Below are 16,293 nucleotides of genomic sequence, written 5' to 3' on the forward strand. Positions count from 1 at the left end.
GAGCCATGAGCGACGACGCCCCCACCACCGAGTCCGGCAGGGTCCCGAACAAGGGCAAGCTGGCCAAGGACCTCAACGAGGTCATCCGCTACACGCTGTGGTCCGTCTTCAAGCTGAAGGACGTGCTGCCCGAGGACCGCGCGGGTTACGCCGACGAGGTCCAGGAGCTGTTCGACCAGCTCGCCGCCAAGGACGTGACGATCCGCGGCACGTACGACGTGTCCGGCCTGCGCGCCGACGCCGACGTCATGATCTGGTGGCACGCCGAGACCGCCGACCAGCTCCAGGAGGCGTACAACCTCTTCCGCCGCACCCGGCTCGGCCGCGCCCTGGAGCCGGTCTGGTCGAACATGGCGCTGCACCGCCCCGCCGAGTTCAACCGCTCGCACATCCCGGCGTTCCTCGCCGACGAGACGCCCCGCAACTACGTGAGCGTCTACCCCTTCGTGCGCTCCTACGACTGGTACCTGCTGCCCGACGAGGACCGTCGCCGCATGCTCGCCGACCACGGCAAGATGGCCCGCGGCTACCCGGACGTCCGCGCCAACACCGTCGCCTCGTTCTCGCTGGGCGACTACGAGTGGATCCTGGCCTTCGAGGCCGACGAGCTGTACCGCATCGTCGACCTCATGCGCCACCTGCGCGCCTCGGAGGCCCGCATGCACGTCCGCGAGGAGGTCCCGTTCTACACGGGCCGTCGCAAGGACCTCACGGAGCTGGTCGCGGGCCTCGCCTGATCAGCGCCCCGGCCGGGCGGCGCGTTCCGCGGGGGCGACCGTCGGCTCGGGTTCCGGGTGCGGTGCGCAGGCCGCGCGCCGCACCGGGAGCCGGCCCTCCAGCAGGTACGCCTCCAAGTGGCCGTTGACGCACCGGTTCGGGCCGCCCGCGATGCCGTGCGTGCCGGCGTCCCGCTCGGTCACCAGCACCGAGCCCGTCAGCCGCCGGTGCATCTCCAGCGCCCCGGCATAGGGCGCCGCCGCGTCCCGCTCGGCGGCCAGGATCAGCGTCGGCGGCAGCTCGCCCGGACCGGTCCGCACGTCGACCGGCTGCTGCCGGGGCGCCGGCCAGTACGCGCACGGCAGGTTCGCCCACACGTTGTCCCACGTCTCGAACGGCGCGACGCGCGCCAGCCGTGTGTTGTCGCGGTCCCACACCCTCCAGTCCGTCGGCCAGGACGCGTCGTTGCACTCCACGGCCGTGTACGCGGCATTGGCGTTCTCCGCCTGCGCGGCGGCCTCCCGCACCGGCCCGGCCTGCGCGATCAGCTGCTTCGGATCGCCCTTCAGATACTCCGACAGCGCCTGCGCCCGGGCGGGCCAGTAGTCGTCGTAGTACCCGGCCTGGAGGAACGCGCCCTGGAGCTGTCCCGGCCCCACCTTCCCGCCGGCCGGCTCCGCGGCCAGCCGGGCGCGCGCCCGCTCGTAGCTGGTCAGCACCGCCTCCGCCGTGCCGCCCAGGCCGTACACGTCGTCGTGCCTCGCGATCCACTCCCGGAAGTCCGTCCATCGGCTCTCGAACGCCGCCGACTGGTCGAGGTTGTTGCGGTACCAGATCTGCGCCGGGTCCGGGTTCACGGCCGCGTCGAACACCATCCGCCGCACGTGGGAGGGGAACAGTGTCGCGTAGACCCCTCCGAAGTAGGTGCCGTACGACGCCCCCATGAAGGTCAGCCGCTCCTCGCCGAGCGCGGCGCGCAGCACGTCCAGGTCACGGGCGTTGTTGAGCGAGTTGTAGTGCCGCAGGGCGCTGCCCGTCCGCTTCGCACAGCCCTGTGCGTACGCCTTCGCCTGCGCGATGCGCTCCCGCTTGTACGACTCCGAGGGGTGGTCCGGGGCCGGGACGGGGCCCTTGAAGAAGCGCTTGGGGTCCTGACAGGACAGGGGCGCCGAACGGCCGACCCCGCGCGGGTCGTAGCCGACGAGGTCGTAGGCCGCCCCGATGCGCTTCCACTCCGGCAGCAGCCCGATCAGCGGGAAGTACAGGCCCGAGCCGCCGGGACCGCCCGGGTTGAAGACCAGCGCGCCCTGCCGGGGCACCCGGCGCTTGCTGTTGTGCGGGTCCCGGTGGGTGGCCCGCACCCGGCTGACGGTGAGCTCGATCTGCTTGCCGTTCGGGGCCGCGTAGTCGAGCGGGACGGAGACCGTGCCGCACTGCATGCTGCCGGGCAGGTCCTGCGCGTCGGAGCAGTTCCCGAAGTCGACGCCCTTCGCCGCGGCCCGCGCGGCGGCCAGTGCGACACCGGGCGAGCCGGACAGGCCGCCGGCGTTCGGGGCGCCGCCCGCCGGGACGGCGGAGAGGGCGGTCAGGAGGAGGGCTCCTGCGGCCGAGTGGAGGGCGGCGGCTCTCATCGGGTGTCCCTTCGGTGCACGGCGGCGACAAAAGGGATGTTTGGTTCGACCGTGGGGGAAGGCAAGCACCATCGGCGGGTGTCGGCGGCAATGCCCCTTGTGCGCCCCCCGGTGGTCGAGCGCGCCCTGCCTCAGTCCCGTCCGTACTGCTCACGATGAGCGAAGGCCGCCCGCAGGTCCGGCTCGCCCACCGCCCGGATCCCGCGTACGGCGACGGAGGTCAGGTACGTACGGTCGTCCCCCGTGCCACCCGTGCGCCGCGCCAGCGCGCCCAGCAGCCGCTGCCCGGCCGGGGAGGCCCAGCGCGAGTACGGATGCACCTCCACCCGCGCTATGGCGAGACAGCTCAGCGTGAGGGCCAGGGGCAGCGCGAACCAGAGTGCGACGAGGTTGCGGGGCATGTCCGGGGTGGCGGGGACCAGCAGTGCGGTGGCACCCAGCGCGAGGACGGCCACGGCGGCGACCCGTACCTGCCGCACCCCGGCCGCAACTGTCGTACGGGCCCCGTCGGGCACCGCGAGACCGGCGCGGACCAACCGGTCGGCGAGACCGCCCACCGCGTCCGCGGCGGCCGCCGCCGCCCGCGCCGGGGCGATACGGGACTGCCCCTCGGGCCCGATGGCCCCTATGACCGACCGCTCCATCTCGTCGCGCCCGCGCGGGTCCACGACGGTCGCCCAGCCGGTGCGGGCGAGCACCAGCCGCCGCTGCCGCGCCATGGAGACCATGGCCAGGTCGGCGACCCTGCCCGGACCGCCGGACAGGAAGGCCGCCTCGTAGAGCGTCAGATCATGTCCCTGGCCCGCGTTCTCGTCGACGGCGGCCGCCCGTACGGCGGCCAGGCACAGCCGTGTGCACGCCGCACCCGCGACGGCCCATGCCGGCAGCAGGAGAAGCACCCAGACCATGCCGCGTTTCTATGCCATGTGCACCGAGAAACGCCATGCCCTGTTCACAATCCGGACCGAGCGTTGTGGGTATGTGACGTTCCGCTTACCTTCGCCCGGACCTCGGAAACCGGTGTCAGCTGCCGGGTGGCGGGCTGGCCGCGGCCGGCGGGAGCGTGTAGGTGGGATACGGCGACGGCGCCACCGGCACGACCTCCCCGGGGTCGGCCGTCGGCCCCGGCGGGCCGGGGGAGCGGGTGATCGGCGGCGTGCTGTCGGCGGCCATGTCCCGGGCGAGGGCGTCGAAGTCGACGAACCCGGTGGCCTCCAGGATCTTGATGTGGTCCAGCACGGTGGTGTTGGCGTCGTCGGCGAGCTCGCGCACCAGCGAGTTGCGGGTACTGGCGCGCACCTGGGCGACGACGGAGAACACCCGGCCGTGCGCGAGGCGCAGGATGTTGGCGAACTTCCAGTCGTACTGCTCGCCCTGCGCCGCGCCGAGCTCGCTCAGCCAGCCCTGCTGCTGCTCGTTCGGCTCGTTCGGCAGCGCGAGGCCCAACTGGGAGGCGACGGTGCGCACCCGCTCGTCCAGGAAGGTGTGCCCCTCGACGAGGTGCCGGCCCGCCGTCCGTACGGCCTCGGTCGTGCCCTTCGTCTGCGCCTGCTGACCGGCGGGCAGCTCCCACAGCCCCGCCAGCCGGACCTTCGTGACGAACTCCCGGTCCAGCGCGGACAGCGGCCCGTACTGCGTCGACACCGTCTGCGCGTTCAGCACGTCCACTCCGGTGCCCGACCGGTCTGCGTACGACCAGATCGGGAAGACCAGCGCCGCCAGGGTCGCCGCCAGGCCCGTGATGATGAGCCCGGTTCCGCTGAAAATGCCTCTGCCCTGGATGGGGGGTCGCGGCCGCATGGGTGCCTCCTGCTCGCGGCACTGCACGCTAGTGCGCTTCGGTTGTGGGACTGGCTGGCATTTTACTTCGCCTGCACTGCCAACTGCCGTACGGGGGCAAACGGTTACAACGGGAGCATGACGGGCGAAACGGTATGACCGGGTTGGGCTCCAAAAAGGGAGAAACGCTGTGGAAACGGTGCGCGAGCGGTGCGGAAGCGGTTGCGGTGCGCGTGGTGGGTTGTGGGGTGTTAACCCCGGCACATTCGGGCGGCCCACGGCGCCGGGTACCTCACCGTCGAATCAACGTCCGGCCCACTCGTCCGACCTGCCCCAACCTTGACTTCGGCCTCGGTGCGGGGCCCGAGCGGTCCAGCCACCAGCGCCGCAGTTCGCGGCGGGCCCGGCCCTCCGTCAGCCGTCCCCGCAGGAGTGTGTGCTCGGCGAAGTCGAGGGCGTCCTGCCGGTAGCCGCCGTGCATCGGGTGGCCTTGGGCGTATGCGATGAATGCGGTGCGGTAACCGTTGCCGAGAATCAGCGGCAGCTCCGGAGCCACCTTCGCCACTACATCCGCCCGCTTCGCCGCCAGCGCCCGGGCCTGTACGCCGAGTCGCACCCGGTCGAAGCCCTCGGGGACCGGCGTCCCGGCGACCAGCGCGGACAGCAACGCCGCCTGCGCGAGGCCGAGGCGCTGACGAGTCGCCTCGTCGAGGGCGGCCGGGCCCGTCTCCGGGGTGGGCGGGGCGGATTCGTCCCCGGTCACGGTCCTGGTCTCGGTCTTGGTCCCGCTCTCGACCCGGGTCCCCATCCCGTCCCCGGTTATCGTCCCGTCCCCGGTTCTCGTCCTGGTCCCGACTCCGGCCCCGACTCCATGCCCGACCCCCGTTCCCATCTTCGTGGCGCCGTGCTCCCCTGTGGTCGAAGAAGCTCGCGCGAGGGCACCCTCCCGCTCGCCGGCTTCGACGGCCGAATTGATCGTGCCCAACTCCCGTTCCAGCTCAGCCGGTTCGGGGAAGTTCTCGTCCCGCTCCAGCAGCACCCCTGGCGGCGACACCCGGGACGCGAGGTCGGTGAGGATGTCGAGGACCGGCCGGGGCACCGGGTGGGCGTGACTGTCGTGCCAGACGCCGTCCCGCTCGAAGCCGCCCGCGACATGGACGTAGGCGACGGCCTCCAGGGGCAGTTCGGCGAGCGCCTTGGCGGGGTCCTCGCCCCGGTTGACGTGGTTGGTGTGCAGGTTGGCCACGTCGATGAGCAGCCGTACGCCCGTGCGGTCGGCCAGCTCGTACAGGAACTGTCCCTCCGTCATCTCCTCGCCCGGCCACGCGATGAGCGCGGCGATGTTCTCGACGGCGAGCGGCACCGGCAGCGCGTCCTGCGCGATGCGCACGTTCTCGCACAGCACGTCGAGGGCGTCGCGGGTGCGCGGCACGGGCAGCAGATGCCCGGCCTCGAGCCGCGGGGACGCGGTCAGGGGGCCGCCCGCGCGGACGAACGCGATGTGCTCGGTGACCAGCGGCGAACCCAGTGCCTCGGCCCGCTCGGCGAGCGCGGCCAGCCGTCCCGCGTCGGGCCGCTCCGCATCGCCCAGCCCGAGGGAGACGCCGTGCGGGATCACGGTGACCCCGCGCTCGCGCAGCCGTAGCAGCGAGTCGGGCAGATGCCCGGGACACACGTTCTCGGCGACGGCCTCGACCCAGTCGATGCCCGGCATGCGCTCCACGGCGTCCGCGATCTCCGGCCGCCAGCCGATCCCCGTCCCCAGTCGCTTCATGGTCCCCGCCTCCTTCGTGCCCCCTGCGTGGTGACGGTGGTATGGCCCCGCCACCGCCTCCCGAACCGCCCGTCACGCTCCTTCAGAGCAACATTTGAGGTTCGGACCGCAGGGCCGGGGAGCCGCGGGGGCGTCGGGGTGTCGGGGTGTCGGGGTGTCGGGGTGTCGGGGCGACGGCGACGGGCTGCGGGGCCGGTGGGCGACGGGCGACGGGGCTAGCGGGCCCGCAGGGCCGGGTGGTCCGCGACCACCGTGCAACTGCCCGGCGCGATCTCGGTGAACCCGGCGTCCCGCACCAGCGGCAGTCCGCTCTCCGTCAGCTCACGCCACCGTCGCGGCTCCGCGGTCCGCACGGCGAGCGGAAATCCCGCCTCGCGCCAGGCGGTCCGCTCCTCGTCCGACAGTTCCCACCAGGCGAGCTGCGCGCCGTGCCCGGCCTGCGCCATCGCCTTGCCCGCGGACATGCCGACCTCCGGGTTCTGCCAGATCACCGGAGCCGTCGGGTCGATGTCGACCGGTGGCTCCGGGTCCTCGAGATCGGTTCCGGAAACCTGGAGCTTCGCCAGGTCCTTGGGCCAGCCGTCCAGCGGAACGGGCGGGAAAACCCTTACTTCCGCCGCCTTGCCCGTGACCGTGATGCCGGGCAGCGCCTCCGCCCGCCGCCACTCGGCGCCCCGCGCCCGCCGCACCACCTTGCGGATCCGGGCGTCCTGCCAGTCACGCACGGTCGCCGCCCACTCGCCGTCGCCCAGCGCCCGCTCGTCGGCGAGGAGGGTCAGCACGGCGCGCGCGGCCGTCTCCAGCGCGTCCGTGCGCGCCGGCGGGTCGGCACGCTCGATACGGACCACCAAAGGCAGGACGTACTGCGGAGCCTCGTCCCGTATCGAACGCTCGGAACGGAAAGGGCTGTCGCCGGGAACGGCCGGATCAATGGTCACGTCCTCCAGTCTGCCAGGTGGAAGATCCATGCAACCGCGTGTGAAAGGACGGTCCGCATGCCACGTGAGCTACGGCTGGAGGCCGTGGGCCGCCGCTACGGCGTTCGCGGCCCCTGGGTGTTCCGCGACGTGCACCTGAACCCGGCCCCCGCCACCCTCACCCGCATCGAGGGCCCCAACGGCACCGGGAAGTCCACCCTTCTCCGTCTGCTCGCCCGCATCGACGCCCCGACCGAAGGCAGGGTCACCGGCGCCCCCCGCACCGCCTACGTTCCCGAACGTTTCCCCGCCGCCCTCCCCTTCACCGCCCTCGGCTACCTCACCCACCTCGGCGCGGTCCACGGTCTGTCCCGTACGGCGGCCGAGCGCGCCGCGGGCGACTGGCTGGACCGCTTCGGCGCCACCGCACACGCCCACACCCCGATGAGCCGCCTGTCCAAGGGCAGCAGCCAGAAGGTCGCCGTGGCGCAAGCACTCCTCGCCGAACCGGAGTTGCTCGTCCTGGACGAGGCCTGGACCGGTCTCGACACCGACGCGCGCGCCGAACTGGAACGTGCCGTCGCCGAGCGGACGGCCGTCGGATCGGCCGTCGTCTTCGTGGACCACGACCCCCGCCGCCTCGCCGGCCGGGCGGACGCCGAGTACACGGTCCGCGACGGCACCCTCCACCGCCGTACCGCAGCGGAACCGACCACCGCCCCCAACGGCCCGCACATGACCATCGAGGTGCACGGCCCGACCGCCCCGCTCCCACCGGAAGCGCTCCGCCTGGCCACCGCCACCGAGGAGACGGCCGACCGCACCCACCGGCTCACCGTCCCCGCCTCCCACTCCGACGTCCTGCTCCGCGCCCTGCTGACCGCCCGCCCGCCGTGGCACGTGGTGAGCGTCCGTCAGGACGGGAGCCGCCACCGATGACCGCCCTCCTGCGCTATCAGACCGCCCTGCTCCTGCGCTCGCAGCGCTGGCTGCCCCCGTTCCTCCTCTACGCCGTCTTCCTGGGCATCGGCGTGCAGGGAGGCCAGCCGCTGCTGGACTCGCTCGGGTACACGGCCGCGTTCCTGCTGCCCGTCGCCGCCTGGCTGGTGCGGATCTGCGTCACCAACGAGCCCCCGGCCGCCCGCACCGTCGTCGCGGCGGCGGTCGGGCCCGGGCGGGCGCACCTGGCCTGTGTCCTGGTCGCGCTGGCCACGGCCGTCGTGCTCGGTACGGCGGCGACGGTGGTGGTCACGTTCATCAGCGACCCGGTCGGCAGCGACCACGACAAGCGCGTTCCCGTCCTGGAAGCCGCCGGCGCCGGACTGCTCGCCGTCCTGACCTGCGCCCTGCTCGGCGTGGCCGTCGGCGCGCTCACCGCCTGGCCCGTGCTGCGCTCGCCCGGCCGCGCGGTCCCCGCGCTGCTGCTGGCGGCGCTGCTGGCCCTGGTGGTAACCGGTTCCCCGGCGCAGGCGGCGGTGAGCGGCCTGGTCGGCGGCTCCCACTCGGCGACCGTCCACGTGCCGCTCCTGCCCGTGGCCGCGGCAGCTTTGCTGACCGCCGCGGCGACGGCCGTGGCGTGCGCGCTCACGTCTCGCCGATCGCCGTGAGCAGGGGGAGGTCGGGGAAGCGGTTACTCAGGGAAGCGGTTACGCAACTTACCCAGCAGTGAACGAACGCGCGCCGGTGATGTGCGGTGGTAACCGATTGCGGCTACTTGTCGGTATCCGGTTGCCTGTCCGTGGTCGATTGTGCGGAGCAAACGGTTACCCCGAGCAAACGGTTACCCCGAGCACGCAGTCCGCTGCGCCTCCTGCCATTCGCACACCGGGCACAGCGTGATCCCCTTGTACGACTCCGGATACTCCGTCGGCTTTCGGCACAGCACGCACTCCGCGTACGGCGGCCCCTCGGCCCTGGGCGGCGTGGTCGCGTCGATCAGGCAGTACTCCCGGTCACTGTCGTCGCTCATGCCTCCAGCGTACGTAAGCGATTACGACGTACGAAGCGAAGCCGCTCAGCGTGCGGGTGTGCGTCGTTCACCGCCGTCCGCTCGCCGCCCCGATCAGCTCGGACACCTTCACGAACCGGTATCCCTGACGGCGCAGCTCCGGCACGACGGTCCGTACCGCCCGCTCGGTCGTCGGAGCGGCGCTGCGCGTGCAGTGCATGACGACGACGGAGCCGGGCCGGACCCCCTCCAGTACCTGCCGGGCCACCGCGTCCGCGTCGGTCGCGAACGCGTCCCCGCTCACCACGTCCCACTGCACCGCGGTCATGCCCAGGCCGCTCACCGCGCGCAGCGCCCGCCGGTCGTAGCAGCCGCCGGGGAAACGGAAGTAGGGCATCGCGTCCGGCACCCCGGCCTTGCGGAACGCCGTGTACGCCCGCTCCACGTCCGCGCGCATCGCGTCCTCGGGGACGGTCGGCAGGCCGTAGCAGTCGTCGGTGAAGGCGTAGTGGCTGTAGGAGTGGTTGGCGATCTCGAAGCGGGGGTCGCGGCCGAGGGAGCGGGCCTGGTCCGGGTACTCCTCGGCCCAGCGGCCGGTCATGAACACGGTGGCCGGCACCTTCAGCGCCCGCAGTGCCGCGATCAGCCCCGGGTTGTCGAAGTGCTCGCCGGCCGCCGCGCGGGCTCCCTGGTCGGCGGTCATGTCGGCGTCGAAGGTGAGGGCGACCCTCTTGTCGGCCGTGCGGGGCGCGTTGCTGAAGACGGGGGTGAGGCCGGCCGGACCGGGGGCCAGCGTGGGGGGCCGGGTGGGGGCGAGGGAAGCGTGCGCGGGGGCGGCCGGACGCGCGGCACGTGGTTCCCGAGGGGTGCCGCAGGCGGCGAGGGGGGCGAGCGCGGCCCCAAGGGCACAGAGGGCGGCGAGGCGGCGTACGGGAAGGATCATCGTATGAAGTTATGAGGGTTGTGCTCCTATTTGTGATGATATGAGACCGTGACTCGAGTGGTGTCACCCGCCCGGGCCCTCGCTCGCCCGGGGCAGCGCCCGGGCAGGCGGGGGACGCGGAATGTTCCGTGCGCCGGCGTTTCCCGTGACGTCACGTCGGGGTCGAGCGGGCCAGGATCTGCCCCACCGGGCGCCGGTCCGGGCCCCCGCCGAGCCGGGGACCCGCCTCCCGGAGCCGGACTAGCGCCGCCAGGGCCCCGTGACGGCGAAGGTGGTTCCGGGGGTGTAGCAGTTGACGTACATCGTGTCCCCGTCGGGGGAGAAGGTGACGCCGGCGAACTCGCCCCACTCGGGGGCCTGTGGTGTTCCGATGTTCTGGCGGCCCCGCGCCATCGCGTACACCTCGCCGCCCCTGGTCACGCCGAAGACGTGTTGGGCGCCGTTGCCGTCCTCGCAGACCATCAGGCCGCCGCTGGGCGCCAGGCAGATGTTGTCCGGGGACTCGCCCGGGAGCTGGACGTCCGTGTCCGGGCCGAAGACGATGACGAGGGTGAGGCGGCGGAGCTTCGGGTCGTACCGCCAGATCTGGCCGAAGTGGTCGGCCGCCGAGCCGTCCGCGCCGTGTGCGAACGACGACACGAAGTACACGCACCGCCCGCCCCAGTAACAGCCCTCGAGTTTCTGGGCGTGCGTGATGCCCTTCGGGCCGAAGTCCTGGAGACGGACCGGGGTTTCGACGGCGAGAGGGTCCGGTACGTCGACCCATTCGATGCCGTCGAAGGTGGCGCCCGTGTCCTGGATCGAGGACAGGTCCGGCACACCGGGGACACGCATCGCCTGGAGGCGGCCGCCCGCGCGCAGCGAGCCCGCCCCGCCCAGCGGTTTCTTCGGGAGAAAGCGGTAGAAAAGGCCGAACGGCTCCAGAAACGCGTCCTCGGTTTCGTAAACGATTCCGAGACGCGGGTCGACGGCGATCGCCTCGTGCTGGAAGCGGCCCATCGCGGTCAGCGGGACGGCCCCGCTGCGGCGCGGGTCGGCCGGGTCGACCTCGAAGATGAAGCCGTGATCCTTTGTGTAACCGTTTGTGCCGGCTTTGTCCTCGGTCTCCTCGCAGGTCAGCCAGGTGTGCCACGGAGTGGGCCCGCCCGCGCAGTTGACGGCCGTACCGGCGATGGCCACCCGCTCGGAGAGCACGTTGTTCCGGGAGTCCAGCGTCAGTGCCGTACAGCCGCCCTTGCCCGCCGGGTCGTAGGTCAGGCCCTCGATGGTGGGGACGGGGAACTTCGCCGTGGGGCGGTTCTCGTGGTTGCGGACCAGGTGGACTCGACCGCCCCGGCCGGGCAGGGCCGTCATGCCGTCGTGGTTCGAGGGCACCGGGCCCTCGCCGGAGCGCAGCGGGTCGCCCTCGCGGGACAGGACCCGGTAGCGGAAGCCCGCGGGGAGGTCGAGCAGGCCGTCCTTGTCGGGTACGAGGGGGCCGTAGCCGTCGCGGCCGAGGTTCTGCGCGGCGGCGGTGCCCGCGAAGAGGTCGGAGAGGGCGCCGGTGAACGCGATGCCCGCGCCCACTCCCAGGGCACCGGTACCGGCGAGGATCTGACGTCGTGTCGCAGACATGGGAAAACCTTCCTGCTGGCGGACAGGAACTGTGATCCCGCTGTGTCTATCACCCGCAGTGCGCCCCGGGAACCACGCGCGTAGCTCGTGTCACTCGTCCACATCCTTCGGGGAGGGCGGCGGTGGAGGCGGCAGCGGCGGCTGTTGCTGTGGCTGTTGCTGTGGTTCTTGCTGTTGCTGTGGATTTTGTGGGAGCGGTTGCTGGGCTTTTTCCAGGAAGCGCAACAGCTCCACCGGGAACGGCAGGACGAGGGTGGAGTTCTTCTCCGCGGCGACCGCCACCACCGTCTGGAGCAGCCGCAGCTGGAGCGCGGCGGGCTGCTCCGACATCTCCTTCGCGGCCTCGGCGAGCTTCTTGGAGGCCTGGAGTTCGGCGTCGGCGTTGATGATCCTGGCCCGCCGCTCGCGGTCGGCCTCGGCCTGCCGGGCCATCGAGCGCTTCATCGTGTCCGGCAGGGACACGTCCTTGATCTCCACCCGGTCGATCTGCACGCCCCAGCCGATGGCGGGGCTGTCGATCATCAGCTCCAGGCCCTCGTTGAGCTTCTCCCGGTTGGACAGCAGGTCGTCCAGCTCGCTCTTGCCGATGATCGACCGCAGGGAGGTCTGCGCCATCTGCGAGACGGCGAAGCGGTAGTCCTCGACGTTGATGATCGCGGCAGCCGCGTCCACCACCCGGAAGTACACCACCGCGTCGACCCGCACGGTCACGTTGTCGCGGGTGATGCCCTCCTGGGCGGGAATCGGCATCGTCACGATCTGCATGTTGACCTTGCGCAGCCGGTCCACGGCCGGGACGACCAGGGTGAACCCCGGTGGGCGGACCTCGCCGCGCAGCCGGCCGAGCCGGAGGACGACCCCGCGTTCGTACTGCTTGACGACCCGCGCCGCCGCCGCGACATACACGACGCCTCCGGCGGCGACCGCCGCGGCCACACCCAGCAGCTCCTGGAGCATGACGACCTCCTCGGCAAGAGGCCCGTAAGAGCGTTTCCGGCTGCTTCTGTCTGCCCTGTAACGATATGCCCGCCGTCCGGCCCGGGGCCACGCCCCGAGTCCCGGGCCGGACGGCGAGTGGTGCGGGCTACACGGTCGTCACCGGTTCCGTCACCTTCACCGGCTCCGTGCCGGCCGCACTGTGCCGCTCGGCCCAGGTCTCCAGTGCCGTACGGCAGGCGTGGTCGAGGTGGTGCAGACCGGAGAGGTCCAGCTCGACGGGGCGGTCCTGCGGGAGGGCCTCCAGGTTGTCGAGGATCTTCGGCAGACGCAGGAACGTCGCGTTGCCCGACAGATACGCCTGGACGGGGCCGGCGCCCTTGTCGACGATCTCCAGCCTGAGGTGCGAGGCCTCCCAGGCCGTCTTGGCGACGGCCAGTGCGAGACCGATGAGAACACCCTCGAACATGCTGACCGCCACGATCGACACGGCCGTGACCACCAGGATCAGCGCCTCGCCGCGGTGCTCGCGCCACAGACCCACGATCGCCCGCACCGGCACGAGCTTGGCGCCCGCGTGCACGAGGATGCCGGCCAGTGCCGGGATGGGTATGTACGCCAGCACGTTCGGCAGCAGGGCCGCGAACAGCAGCAGCCACACGCCGTGCAGGACGCGCGACGCCTTCGTCCGCGCGCCCGCCTGCACGTTGGCCGCGCTGCGCACGATCACCGCGGTCATCGGCAGCGCGCCGAGCGCCCCGCAGATCGCGTTCCCCGCGCCCTGCGCCATCAGCTCCTTGTCGTACTCGGTGCGCGGACCGTCGTGCAGCCGGTCCACCGCCGCCGCGCTGAACAGCGACTCGGCGGACGCGATCAGGGTGAACGCGACGATCGTGCCGAGCAGTCCGACGTGCGCCAGTTCGCCGAAGGAGCTCAGCGACGGAGGCTGGACGGAACCGAGCAGGCCCTGCACCTCGACCGTGGCCACGGGCAGGTTCAGCAGCAGGGCGGCGAGCGTCGCCAGGCCCACCGCGGCGAGCGGGCCGGGCACCGTGCGCACCTTCGCCGGCAACCGCTTCCACAACACGAGCACCGCGATGGTGCCGGCGCCGATCGCGAGCGAGGCCAGCGCGGAGGTGCTGCCGGCCGCGTCCACGAGGGCCTCGGGCAGTCCGGCGATCTTGCCGAGGCCGGACGTCGGCGCCTTGGCGCCCGCTACCGCGTACAGCTGACCGGCGATCAGCACCAGGCCGATTCCGGCCAGCATGCCCTCGACGACCGAGACGGAGATGGCCCGGAAGTAGCGGCCCAGTTTCAGGGCGCCCATGGCGAGCTGGAGGACGCCCGTGGCGAGGACGATCACGCCGAGGGCGGGCAGGCCGAACTCCTGCACCGCCTCGAAGACCAGCACGGTCAGTCCGGCCGCCGGACCGGACACCTGGAGGGAGCTGCCCCGCAGCAGACCGGTGACGAGGCCGCCGACGATGCCGGTGACGAGCCCCAGCTCGGCCGGCACGCCGGAGGCCACGGCCACGCCCACACACAGCGGCAGCGCGACCAGGAAGACGACGAGAGAGGCGGCGAAGTCCTGCCGCAGGTGGGGGAACCGGGCTATTCGCCCGGCGGGCTTCTGGTTCATCGTGGCGCTCACAGGGCCTCGAAGCCGTCGGTGTCCACGCGGTGTTCGCGTACGGCACCGGTGTGCACCTCGTAGTACCAGCCGCGCACCCGCAGCCGGCCGTCGGCCAGCCGCTTCTCCACGCACGGGTAGGAGCGCAGCCGCAGCAACTGGGCGAGTACATGGTTCTGCACCGCCCGCATGACCGTCGGGTCGTCGGGGTCGGCGGTCCCCGGTTCGTCCGCGGCGTGCGCGAGCCAGTCGCGTACGGCGGGGACGCCGTCGAGGTCGTCGCCGCGCACCAGCGCGCCGACGGCGCCGCAGTGCGAGTGGCCGCAGACGACGACGTCCTGGACGCCGAGCACCTCCACGGCGTACTCGATGGTGGCCGCCTCGCCGGTGGGGCGGTCGGAGCCGTAGGGGGGCACGATGTTGCCCGCGGTGCGCAGCTCGAAGAGCTCGCCGGGACGGGCGCCCGTGATCAGGGCGGGAACGACCCGCGAGTCGGAGCAGGTGATGAACAGGACCTGGGGGGACTGGCCATCTGCGAGTTTGGCGAACTCCTCAGGGCGCTGTCCGAACGTACGGGCGTTGTCGATGAGGGGCTGCATGACGTGGTGACTCCTCCTGGCGCGCCGTGGGGGCGCGTCGGATGTGCAGGACACAGGACAGGTGGGGGAACTGCTGTTCTGCTCTGCTCTCTCAGCAGCGGAAGACCTGGAGGGCCGCCGGAGAGTGGGCCGCCGAGGATCTCGACGAGCGGTGATAGGGGTCGCCGGGCCGGGGCGGCTGATGCGCGGCCGCGGGATCCTGCGCCAGCAGCGCGCGCTCGGGCTCCTGGGGTGTGGAGGCGGCCGAGGCGGAGGTGGTGGCGCGGTGGCGGTCGCGGGTGCGCAGGGGGTCGGCGGGGCCGCCGGAGCGGTCGCAGTCGCGGAACGTGGCGATCTCGTCGCGCATCGCTTTGCCGGAAAGTTTGTTTCCGGGCTGGGTCTTGGCCTCGGCCTGACGCACCGTGTGCGCGGGTGCGAAGGATGACGTGGGTGCGAAGAACGGGAGGGCGAGCAGGACGGCGGCGAGGATCGAGATGACGGTCCGGGTCGTCGTACCTCGGAACATGCGCCCCCCTTCGGCCGGTTCGCGTTTCTAGTCCAGACCAACGGTTGGTCAACCACTGGTCAAGAAACACGTTAACCCTGCAAAGTTGTTTGCAGGGTTAACTCGACGTTGCGAGATGAAGTGCGCCTCAAAAGGGAGGTGTTCTTGGCGCGAACAGGCTCTTGACCGGGCGGCCAAGATCGTTTATTGGGGCTCGACGAGCCGCTTGGCGTCGCGGGCCAGCGCGGTGAGCCGGGAGATCGCGCGGAAGTACTTCTTGCGGTAGCCGCCGTTCAGCATCTCCTCGCTGAACAACTGGTCGAAGGGGAGCCCGGAGGCCAGGACCGGGACCTCGCGGTCGTAGAGCCGGTCGGCCAGGACCACCAGCCGCAGAGCCGTGGACTGGTCGGGCACCGCCCCCACGTCCGTGAGGCAGACCGCCTTCAGGCCATCCGTCAGCGCGCCGTAACGGCTCGGGTGGACCTTGGCGAGGTGCTCCAGCAGATGCGGGAAGTCGTCGAGCGAGGCGCCCTCGGTGGCGTACGCCGCCTTCGTCACCTGTTCGTCGGAGTACGGTGCCGGCGCCTCGGGCAGACCGCGGTGGCGGTAGTCCTCGCCGTCGATGCGCAGCGCGCGGAAGTGCGCGGACAGGCCCTGGATCTCGCGCAGGAAGTCGGCGGACGCGAACCGGCCCTCGCCGAGCTTGCCGGGGAGCGTGTTGGAGGTGGCGGCGAGCGCGACGCCCGCCTCGACCAGCTTGCCGAGCAGCGTCGAGACGAGGACGGTGTCGCCCGGGTCGTCCAGCTCGAACTCGTCGATGCACAGCAGCCGGTGCCCGGAGAGGGTCCGTACCGTCTGCTGGAAGCCGAGGGCGCCGACCAGGTTGGTCAGCTCGACGAAGGTGCCGAAGGCCTTGAGGGCGGGCTCGGCCGGGGTGGCGTGCCACAGGGACGCCAGCAGGTGCGTCTTGCCGACGCCGTAGCCGCCGTCCAGGTAGACGCCACGCGGCCCGGCGGGGACCTTGGGCGCCTTGGACCTGCCGAAGCCGAGGAACCCCCGCCTGGCGCCACCGGTGGCGTGCGCTCCGCCGAGTCCGGTCGCGAACCGCTCAAGGACGCCGACCGCCTCGGTCTGGCTGGGCTGGTTCGGATCCGGGATGTAGGTGCTGAATCGGACCGAGTCGAAGCGTGGCGGCGGCACCATCTCGGCGACCAGCCGGTCCGCGGGGACATGCGGCTGGCGGGTGCAGAGGGACACCGGGGCCGCGTCGGCTATCGATCTGAGGCCGGGGGCTGAGGAGGAGGACGACACGGTTCCCCAT

General features: G+C 72.0%; 16 protein-coding genes. 3 read left to right on the forward strand and 13 right to left on the reverse strand.

The features are described from left to right. The first annotated feature begins 5 nt into the window (after positions 1 to 5). Positions 6 to 737: a hydrogen peroxide-dependent heme synthase gene (gene hemQ / locus G9272_RS34170; protein WP_171400082.1), complete on the forward strand. Its 732-nt coding sequence runs from the start codon at positions 6 to 8 to the stop codon at positions 735 to 737. On the opposite strand, the gene G9272_RS34175 is transcribed toward hemQ, so the two are convergent. From G9272_RS34175 to G9272_RS34195, 5 genes are all read right to left on the reverse strand, one after another. Then, positions 738 to 2,348, reverse strand: coding sequence for an alpha/beta hydrolase (locus G9272_RS34175; RefSeq protein ID WP_171400083.1), 1,611 nt, complete (start codon positions 2,346 to 2,348; stop codon positions 738 to 740). 131 nt (positions 2,349 to 2,479) lie between these two features. Continuing rightward, complete coding sequence (locus G9272_RS34180; protein WP_171400084.1) at positions 2,480 to 3,256, reverse strand: TIGR04222 domain-containing membrane protein; 777 nt, start codon at positions 3,254 to 3,256, stop codon at positions 2,480 to 2,482. Positions 3,257 to 3,371: 115 nt separating this feature from the next. Beyond that, positions 3,372 to 4,148 carry a DUF4142 domain-containing protein gene (locus tag G9272_RS34185; RefSeq protein ID WP_171400085.1) on the reverse strand — a complete coding sequence of 259 codons (777 nt, stop codon included), beginning with the start codon at positions 4,146 to 4,148 and terminating at the stop codon, positions 3,372 to 3,374. A gap of 271 nt (positions 4,149 to 4,419) precedes the next feature. Next, the gene (locus G9272_RS34190; RefSeq protein ID WP_171400086.1) at positions 4,420 to 5,901 is read right to left on the reverse strand and encodes a DUF692 domain-containing protein; all 1,482 of its coding nucleotides are present in this window, start codon (positions 5,899 to 5,901) and stop codon (positions 4,420 to 4,422) included. 215 nt (positions 5,902 to 6,116) lie between these two features. Further along, a complete protein-coding gene (locus G9272_RS34195) occupies positions 6,117 to 6,869 on the reverse strand; it encodes a peptidyl-tRNA hydrolase (RefSeq protein WP_171400087.1) in 753 nt (250 codons plus the stop codon). Between the two features lie 27 nt (positions 6,870 to 6,896). On the opposite strand from G9272_RS34195, the gene G9272_RS34200 reads away from it, so the two are divergent. Both G9272_RS34200 and G9272_RS34205 read left to right on the forward strand, forming a co-directional pair. Further along, positions 6,897 to 7,757, forward strand: coding sequence for an ABC transporter ATP-binding protein (locus G9272_RS34200; RefSeq protein WP_171400088.1), 861 nt, complete (start codon positions 6,897 to 6,899; stop codon positions 7,755 to 7,757). Beyond that, positions 7,754 to 8,425, forward strand: coding sequence for an ABC transporter (locus G9272_RS34205; RefSeq protein ID WP_171400089.1), 672 nt, complete (start codon positions 7,754 to 7,756; stop codon positions 8,423 to 8,425). Before G9272_RS34200 ends, G9272_RS34205 begins: the two co-directional genes overlap by 4 nt. Before the next feature lie 173 nt (positions 8,426 to 8,598). On the opposite strand, the gene G9272_RS34210 is transcribed toward G9272_RS34205, so the two are convergent. The 8 genes from G9272_RS34210 to zapE all read right to left on the reverse strand — a co-directional run bounded on the left by G9272_RS34210 (position 8,599) and on the right by zapE (position 16,283). Continuing rightward, positions 8,599 to 8,787, reverse strand: coding sequence for a hypothetical protein (locus tag G9272_RS34210; protein WP_057605820.1), 189 nt, complete (start codon positions 8,785 to 8,787; stop codon positions 8,599 to 8,601). Positions 8,788 to 8,854: 67 nt separating this feature from the next. Then, on the reverse strand, positions 8,855 to 9,709 hold the full coding sequence (locus tag G9272_RS34215) for a polysaccharide deacetylase family protein (protein WP_171400090.1): 855 nt from the start codon (positions 9,707 to 9,709) through the stop codon (positions 8,855 to 8,857). Positions 9,710 to 9,949: 240 nt separating this feature from the next. Beyond that, on the reverse strand, positions 9,950 to 11,323 hold the full coding sequence (locus tag G9272_RS34220) for a PhoX family protein (RefSeq protein ID WP_171400091.1): 1,374 nt from the start codon (positions 11,321 to 11,323) through the stop codon (positions 9,950 to 9,952). Positions 11,324 to 11,413: 90 nt separating this feature from the next. Beyond that, positions 11,414 to 12,280, reverse strand: coding sequence for a slipin family protein (locus G9272_RS34225; protein WP_171400092.1), 867 nt, complete (start codon positions 12,278 to 12,280; stop codon positions 11,414 to 11,416). A gap of 127 nt (positions 12,281 to 12,407) precedes the next feature. Then, entirely contained in the window at positions 12,408 to 13,898 is a 1,491-nt protein-coding gene (locus G9272_RS34230) for a SulP family inorganic anion transporter (RefSeq protein ID WP_171400093.1), read from the reverse strand. Positions 13,899 to 13,906: 8 nt separating this feature from the next. Beyond that, positions 13,907 to 14,488: a carbonic anhydrase gene (locus tag G9272_RS34235; RefSeq protein ID WP_171400094.1), complete on the reverse strand. Its 582-nt coding sequence runs from the start codon at positions 14,486 to 14,488 to the stop codon at positions 13,907 to 13,909. Between the two features lie 91 nt (positions 14,489 to 14,579). Continuing rightward, positions 14,580 to 14,993, reverse strand: a complete 414-nt coding sequence (locus G9272_RS34240) for a hypothetical protein (protein WP_171400095.1) — start codon at positions 14,991 to 14,993, stop codon at positions 14,580 to 14,582. A 183-nt stretch (positions 14,994 to 15,176) separates the two neighbouring features. After that, on the reverse strand, positions 15,177 to 16,283 hold the full coding sequence (gene zapE, locus G9272_RS34245; protein ID WP_171400096.1) for a cell division protein ZapE: 1,107 nt from the start codon (positions 16,281 to 16,283) through the stop codon (positions 15,177 to 15,179). Positions 16,284 to 16,293 lie beyond the last annotated feature (10 nt).

The organism is Streptomyces asoensis, from assembly GCF_013085465.1.
Classification (GTDB): domain Bacteria; phylum Actinomycetota; class Actinomycetes; order Streptomycetales; family Streptomycetaceae; genus Streptomyces; species Streptomyces cacaoi_A.